The organism is Micrococcus sp. HMSC31B01 (assembly GCF_001816085.1).
In the GTDB taxonomy this organism is placed as follows: Bacteria; Actinomycetota; Actinomycetes; order Actinomycetales; family Micrococcaceae; genus Micrococcus; species Micrococcus luteus.
Genome location: NZ_KV824834.1, coordinates 1 through 715, shown reverse-complemented (window position 1 = coordinate 715; position 715 = coordinate 1). Strand labels below are relative to the sequence as shown.

Here is a 715-nt window from a genome sequence, read left to right as displayed (position 1 = left end):
GCCCGCCTCCGCCTCGGACCGCGCCTGCTCGTCCGCGAGCGCGGACCGCGTGGCGGCGGCCTCGCGGTCGGCGCGGGACAGGCCCACCGTGTCGTCGAGGGTGGAGGCCAGCGGCAGCACGATCACGTCCTTGCGGCCGAACATGCGGACCACGGACATCGGCAGCACGACGTGGCCGGCGCCGGACGCGGCGATCTCCAGGGCCATCCGCTCGCCCGCGCCGGGCAGCTCGGCGGCGTCCATCGGCTCCGCGCTGGGGGCCGGGGCGAAGCGGGCGGGGTCCAGCTCCTCGTCCGGGTCGAGCTCGGCGGGCGGCACGGGGCCGTCCGCGTCCACGTCCCAGGCGGCGAGCAGGTGGTCCTTGCCCACGCACACCACCGGCAGCTCGGAGTACACGCCCACGAGGTGCACGTGGCCCGGGTCGACGCCGCCGGCGCGCAGGAACTCCTCGGCGGACACGTCGCGTCGGCGCCGCACATAGCCCAGCTGCGGCAGGAAGTGGCGGGGCTGACCGGCGTCGTCGTGGGCGAGGTGGGCCAGCTGGGCGGCGTCGTCGTGGTTGACGAGCTGCACCGTGCGCTGGCGCGTGGTGAACCGCTCCACCCACGTGGACGGCGTGGCCCCGGGGATGGTGGCCAGGAAGAGGGTCTCCGGCGGGACGGGCAGGTCGGCCGGCGGCGCGGGCGCGGGACGACGCCGGCCCTCGCCCCCGGCG

1 protein-coding gene is annotated in these 715 nt (G+C 77.6%); it reads right to left on the bottom strand.

What is annotated here, in order from left to right; all coding sequences use genetic code 11:
• A partial coding sequence (locus HMPREF3105_RS00505) for a hypothetical protein (protein ID WP_070708514.1) occupies positions 1-715 on the bottom strand: 715 nt, incomplete at both ends.